Raw genomic sequence first — 5,704 nt, forward strand, 5'->3', positions numbered from 1 at the left:
CTCGCGGATCATCGCCATCATCGCATCGATGGTCCGGTCCTTGACGATGGCCAGCGCCTCGTCGTCCGGCATCTGCAGCAAGGAACGGCCGAACTCCCTGACCAGGGCCTCGCCGACGGAGACAAGATAGTCACCGGGATAAAGCCCCGGCGGAATCTCGCCGATATCTTCTCCAAGCGCCTCGCGGTAGCGCAGCATCGCCGAGCGCCCAAGCACGTCGATCTGGGAGCCGGCGTCGTTGATGACATATTCCTTGGTCACGTCGTAACCGGCGAACGCCATCAGATTGGCGAGTGCGTCACCGACGACGGCACCCCGGCAATGGCCGACATGCATCGGCCCGGTCGGGTTGGCCGAGACATATTCGACGTTGGTTTTGCGGCCGGCGCCGATCGTCGAGCGGCCATAGTTGCGCCCCTCGCCTAGAAGCGCCGACAGATGCGCCTGCCAGAAACCGTCCTTGAGCCGCAGATTGACGAAGCCTGGACCGGCGACCTCGGCAGCGGCGACGTCATTGTCCGCCCGCAGCGCTTCCGCCAGTTTCTCGGCCAGTGCGCGCGGGTTCTGGCCGGTGGGCTTGGCCAGCACCATTGCCGCATTGGTCGCGAGATCGCCATGGCTGGCGTCGCGGGGCGGCTCGACGGCGATGCGCGACAGATCAGGCGAAACGCCATTGCTGTCTTTCAGGTCAAGCGCTTCGACAGCCTTTACGACTCGCGCGGTGAAATCGGCGAAGATGTTCATGGTGTATGCTCTGGCGGCTTTACGACGAATCCGGCCCTTTGGCCGGCAAATCGAGCCCGCCCTAGCTCAAATCCGGGGTGCGGTCAAACATACGCCTGTGTTCCTTGAGCGCGTAGGTGTCGGTCATGCCGGCCAGGAAATCGGCGACGCTGCGTGCCTTGATGCGATCCTCGGCGCGGTCCAGCCCTTCGCGCCAGCCATCGGGCATGGCGCGCGGGTCGGCGAAATAGACGTCGAACAGGTCCCTGACGATCTGCTCGGCGTCCGCACGCACCCGCATGACCTCTTCGTGCCGATAGAGGTGCTTGTAGAGGAAGGCCTTCAGTTCCTTCTCGGCTTCCGCCATTTCGGCCGAAAATGTCACCATCGTCTCGCCCGCCGCCCTCACCGCCTCGACGCTCAGCGGCCTGATCCGCTCCAGATTGGCGGTCGTTGACTTGATCACATCCTCGACCATGGCCGTGATCTGCCGCCGCATCAATTCATGGCCGGTGCGCACGTCGTCGAGCCTGGGATAGCGCTCGCGCACGCTCTTCAGGATCGTTCCAGGCAGCGAAACGGCCTTCAGCATGTCCAGCGTCAGCAGCCCTGACCGCAGCCCATCGTCGATATCATGCGTGTTGTAGGCGATATCGTCGGCAATCGCCGCGCACTGCGCTTCGATGCCGGCGAACCGGTCGAGTTCGAGATCCTGCAATTGCGAGTAGTCGCGGATCGCCTGCGGGACCGGCCCTTTCAGGCCCTTGCCGCTGCCGTCGGTGAGCGGACCATTGTGCTTGACCAGGCCTTCAAGCGTCTCCCAACTCAGATTGAGCCCGTCGAACTCGGCGTAGCGCGCCTCCAGCCTCGTCACGATGCGCAGGGATTGTGCGTTGTGGTCGAAGCCGCCCCACGCCGCCATCTTCTCGTTCAGCGCGTCCTCACCTGTGTGGCCAAAGGGCGTGTGGCCGAAATCATGCACCAGTGCCACCGCTTCGGCGAGATCCTCGTCGCCGCGCAACGCCCGCGCCAGCGCACGCGCGATCTGTGCCACTTCGATCGAATGGGTGAGCCTTGTGCGGTAGTGATCGCCTTCATGGGCGATGAAGACCTGCGTCTTGTGCTTCAGCCGCCGAAACGCCGTCGAATGGATGATCCGGTCGCGGTCACGCTGGAAAGGCGTGCGGGTCGGACTTTCCACCTCGTCGAACAGCCGGCCGCGCGAGCGCGCCGGATCCGTGGCATAGGCCGCGCGCGGCCGATAGCCGAATCCGATGTCGCCAAGCTCATTTGTCATGGCTGATGCCGCCGCAGTTGACTTGCCCCGTCGCGCTTCATACCTATCATGTGAAACCGAAAGCAAGGTGACGCCTATGGGCGCGGATGCCAAGACCGCCATGAAAGTCGAGATGACCGAGGCCGCCGCCAAGCGGATCGCCAAAATTGTCTCTGGCGAGGCCGGCAAGACGGCGCTGCGCGTTTCCGTCGAGGGCGGCGGCTGCTCCGGCTTTTCCTACAAGTTCGATCTGGTCGGTGCGCGCAATGACGACGACGTTGCCATCGAGAAGGACGGCGCCACGGTGTTGATCGATGATCTGTCCCTGGTCTATATGGGTGGCTCGGTGATCGACTTCGTCGACGATTTGATGGGGCAGTCGTTCCAGATCCGCAACCCGAATGCGGTCGCCTCCTGCGGCTGCGGCACCAGCTTCTCCATCTAGGACCGAGATGCCCGCAACCGGCGCGGTTCGTCAGGTTGCGCTCTCCGCCGGTCGCGACCTCGACGCGACATTGGCCTTTTGGCGCGATGTCCTCGGCATGAGGGTGCATGCGCGGTTCGATCCGCCCGGCATTGCCTTCATCATGGCCGGCGATGTCAGGCTGTTGTTCACCGACGGCATCCCGGCCGGCACCATCTATCTCGACATATCAGGCCTCGAAGCCTTCCACGCCGAGGCAAAGGCAGCCGGCATCCCCTTCACCGCGCCGCCGACGCAGGTCCATCGCGACACCGAAGGGCAGTTTGGTCCGGCGGGGGAAAGCGAATGGATGGCCTTTCTAAAGGACCCGGCAGGCAATACGATCGGTTTAGTCGAACGCCTTCCGCCGCAGGAACAATGAGACCGTCATGAAAATCGTCACTTGGAACATCAACGGCGTGCGCGCCCGCATCGGCAACCTGACCCATTGGCTGACCGAGAGCGCGCCCGACATCGTCTGCCTGCAGGAGATCAAGACGGTCGACGAGCAGTTCCCGCGCGCCGAAATCGAGGCGCTTGGCTACAATGTCGAAACCCATGGCCAGAAGGGCTTCAACGGTGTCGCGCTGCTGTCGAAGTTGCGCTTCGATGAAGTCACCAGAGGCCTGCCGGGTGACGATGCCGACGAACAGGCACGTTTCATCGAAGGCGTGTTCTCGACCGACAAGGGCGCGCTTCGCGTCGCCTCGCTCTATCTGCCGAACGGCAACCCGATCGATGACGAGAAGAAGTTTCCCTACAAGCTGTCCTGGATGGCGCGGCTGGAGCGCTGGGCGCAGGAGCGCCTGAGGCTGGAAGAGGCGCTGGTGCTGGCCGGCGACTACAACGTCATTCCCGAGCCGATCGACGCGCGGTTCCCGGAGAACTGGCTGGGCGACGCGCTGTTCCAGCCACAGACAAGGCAGGCCTTCCGCCGGCTGCTCAACCTCGGTTTCACCGAAGCGGTGCGCGCGGTCACCGATGCCCCGGACACCTACACCTTCTGGGACTATCAGGCCGGCGCGTGGCAGAAGAACAATGGCATCCGCATCGACCATCTGCTGCTGTCGCCTGAAGCCGCGAACCGGTTCTCATCGGCGTCGATCGAAAAGCATGTGCGCGCCTGGGAAAAACCGTCCGATCACGTCCCGGTGGCGATCGACCTCGCGCTGCGGCCGGCCTGACGCAGACCCTTCTGCCGCCGAATTGTCCGGACCTCGTGTCGCCACAATCGCGCGCATGATGGGAAATCATCATGGTGGCCGGGTTTCCATGACCGTTCGATTTGCTCATTATCCGATCGGCTTGGCATTCGCCATGACCGCGATCGTGCCGGCGTTCGCCGCCCCGGAATGTCTCGCCAATGGAAAATCCTATCCGGTCGGACAGGTCGCCTGCCTGACGGTTGCCGACCAGAGTCATTTGGCTCGCTGCGACATGGTGCTCAACAACACATCGTGGACCAAGGTTGGCGATGGCTGCCCGGCAAACACCATGGCGCCGCACCTGCACGTCACACCGATCTCGACACCCGCGCCAAGCATGGTCCCGACGGAGCCAACCGAAAACTAATTTTCTCCTGGATTGCCTCGTCCTCGGATCGAGACGAGCCTCGATAGGCCGGCGTTGTCCGTCATTACCATGCCGACGTTCTTCGCTAGAGAAGCCAAGCAGTTGGCTTTTCGTCCGCTACACGGATCGCTCCTCGGCTCGCCGCATGGTGACGGGGAAAGAGCCTACTGATCGGCGTTGCTGCCCTTGGTCAGGATGTCGTCCGCCAGCGAGATCGCGGTGCGGCGGTCGGCTTCGCCGGCCGCGGCGAACGCCTCTTCCTGCATGCCGCGGATCCAGGGCTGATCGGTCGGCGACGCACGCTCCAGGGCCGCGGTCATCATCGCCAGGCCGCGCACGATCTTGCCGCTCTGGAACAACAGGTGGCCAAGCGTCGCTTGCGCACCGGCATGGCCCTTCTCGGCGGCGAGCTGGAACCAGCGCCCGGCCTGCTTGACGCTGGCCTTCACACCGCCCTCGCCCTTCAGGAACATCTGGCCCATCTCGAACTGAGCGTTCGGATTGCGGTAGTTGGCGGCGGCGCGCATGTAATATTCCTGCGCCGCCACCTCGTTCTCGGTGACCGGGCTGCCGGGAATGCCAGTGCGCAGATAGTCGCCGAGCGCCACCAGCGCGTCGGAGACATAGCTTTCTTCCGGCGAGCCGGGCTCGACGTCCTGGTCGACGATCTCCGAGAAGAACTTGAAAGCCTCATAGTCGTCGCGGGCCACGCCGTCGCCCTCGGCATACATGCGGGCAAGCTTCCAGGTGGCGCCGATCTGGCCGTTTTCGGCGGCATATTTGTAGGCCTCGGCGGCCTGCTCCTTGTGGCCGCTCTTGTAGGCGGAGAACCCGAACTGAAACACTGCCCAGGGGCTCGACTGCGGCTTCACGCCGGTCTTGTCGTCGAACACCTTGTCGTCGAAGGCCATGGCCTGGCCCACGGCGCCAAAGATCGCAACCGCGACCAGTGCCGGAAGGACAGATGACCTCAACAACTCTGGTGTTGACTTCAACAACTCAGATATCCGCATAGCAGTGTGTTTCTTTCGCACCGCCCGGATGGGTGACCGCGCCATCCCTGGCGGACCCTACCGTCTGTGCGTATTTCCATATCGCGCCCGACTGATAGTCGGTCGTGCGCGCCTTCCATGTCTTCGCTCGTGCCGCCAGTTCGGCCTCGGACAGCGCTACGTCGATCGTTCCGTTCACCGCGTCGATCGAGATCACGTCGCCATCCCTGACGAGGCCGATCGGGCCGCCAACCGCCGCTTCCGGGCCGACATGGCCGATGCAGAAACCGCGCGTCGCGCCCGAGAAACGGCCGTCGGTGATCAGCGCCACCTTGCCGCCCATGCCCTGGCCGTAGAGTGCCGCCGTCGTCGACAGCATCTCGCGCATGCCAGGACCGCCGCGCGGTCCTTCATAGCGGATGACCAGAACCTCGCCTTCGCGGTAGGCGCGGTTCGTCACCGCCTCAAAACATTCCTCTTCCGAATCGAAACAGCGCGCCGGGCCGGAGAATTTCAACTCCGCCATGCCCGCGACCTTCACGATCGCGCCTTCAGGGGCAAGATTTCCCTTCAAGCCCACGACACCGCCGGTTTGGGTAATTGGTCTGTTGGCCGGGCGGACCACATCCTGATGTTCATTCCAGGCAACGTGCTCCATATTTTCGGCCAAAGTACGAC

At 63.5% G+C, this 5,704-nt stretch carries 8 protein-coding genes; 4 read left to right on the forward strand and 4 right to left on the reverse strand.

Translation table 11 applies throughout. The features are described from left to right. A partial coding sequence (argS, locus tag EOA36_RS25485) for an arginine--tRNA ligase (protein WP_127279918.1) occupies positions 1-744 on the reverse strand: 744 nt, incomplete at its 3' end. Between the two features lie 61 nt (positions 745-805). Further along, positions 806-2,020 carry a deoxyguanosinetriphosphate triphosphohydrolase gene (locus EOA36_RS25490; protein ID WP_127279919.1) on the reverse strand — a complete coding sequence of 405 codons (1,215 nt, stop codon included), beginning with the start codon at positions 2,018-2,020 and terminating at the stop codon, positions 806-808. A 76-nt stretch (positions 2,021-2,096) separates the two neighbouring features. On the opposite strand from EOA36_RS25490, the gene erpA reads away from it, so the two are divergent. From erpA to EOA36_RS25510, 4 genes are all read left to right on the forward strand, one after another. Continuing rightward, the gene (erpA, locus tag EOA36_RS25495) at positions 2,097-2,444 is read left to right on the forward strand and encodes an iron-sulfur cluster insertion protein ErpA (protein WP_127279920.1); all 348 of its coding nucleotides are present in this window, start codon (positions 2,097-2,099) and stop codon (positions 2,442-2,444) included. Positions 2,445-2,451: 7 nt separating this feature from the next. Beyond that, positions 2,452-2,844, forward strand: coding sequence for a VOC family protein (locus tag EOA36_RS25500; RefSeq protein ID WP_127279921.1), 393 nt, complete (start codon positions 2,452-2,454; stop codon positions 2,842-2,844). Positions 2,845-2,851: 7 nt separating this feature from the next. Further along, entirely contained in the window at positions 2,852-3,646 is a 795-nt protein-coding gene (xth, locus tag EOA36_RS25505) for an exodeoxyribonuclease III (RefSeq protein WP_127279922.1), read from the forward strand. A gap of 88 nt (positions 3,647-3,734) precedes the next feature. Next, positions 3,735-4,034, forward strand: coding sequence for a hypothetical protein (locus EOA36_RS25510; RefSeq protein ID WP_127279923.1), 300 nt, complete (start codon positions 3,735-3,737; stop codon positions 4,032-4,034). 164 nt (positions 4,035-4,198) lie between these two features. Here EOA36_RS25510 and EOA36_RS25515 read toward each other — a convergent pair whose 3' ends face one another. Both EOA36_RS25515 and EOA36_RS25520 read right to left on the reverse strand, forming a co-directional pair. Next, positions 4,199-5,047 (reverse strand): tetratricopeptide repeat protein, encoded by an 849-nt coding sequence (locus tag EOA36_RS25515; protein WP_127279924.1) that lies wholly within the window; start codon positions 5,045-5,047, stop codon positions 4,199-4,201. Continuing rightward, positions 5,034-5,704, reverse strand: a 671-nt coding sequence (locus tag EOA36_RS25520) for a dihydroxy-acid dehydratase (protein WP_189553354.1), incomplete at its 5' end; no start/stop codon positions are given. The genes EOA36_RS25515 and EOA36_RS25520, both read right to left, overlap by 14 nt.

It is taken from the genome of Mesorhizobium sp. M8A.F.Ca.ET.021.01.1.1, assembly GCF_003998025.1.
GTDB lineage: Bacteria > Pseudomonadota > Alphaproteobacteria > Rhizobiales > Rhizobiaceae > Mesorhizobium.

What these genes read in the sequence shown, in the direction of transcription:
- EOA36_RS25515 (WP_127279924.1), bottom strand. Translation starts at nt 5,047, where the DNA reads ATGCGGATATCTGAGTTGTTGAAGTCAACACCAGAGTTGTTGAGGTCA.
- EOA36_RS25510 (WP_127279923.1), top strand. Translation starts at nt 3,735, where the DNA reads ATGACCGTTCGATTTGCTCATTATCCGATCGGCTTGGCATTCGCCATG.
- EOA36_RS25500 (WP_127279921.1), top strand. Translation starts at nt 2,452, where the DNA reads ATGCCCGCAACCGGCGCGGTTCGTCAGGTTGCGCTCTCCGCCGGTCGC.
- erpA (WP_127279920.1), top strand. Translation starts at nt 2,097, where the DNA reads ATGGGCGCGGATGCCAAGACCGCCATGAAAGTCGAGATGACCGAGGCC.
- xth (WP_127279922.1), top strand. Translation starts at nt 2,852, where the DNA reads ATGAAAATCGTCACTTGGAACATCAACGGCGTGCGCGCCCGCATCGGC.
- EOA36_RS25490 (WP_127279919.1), bottom strand. Translation starts at nt 2,020, where the DNA reads ATGACAAATGAGCTTGGCGACATCGGATTCGGCTATCGGCCGCGCGCG.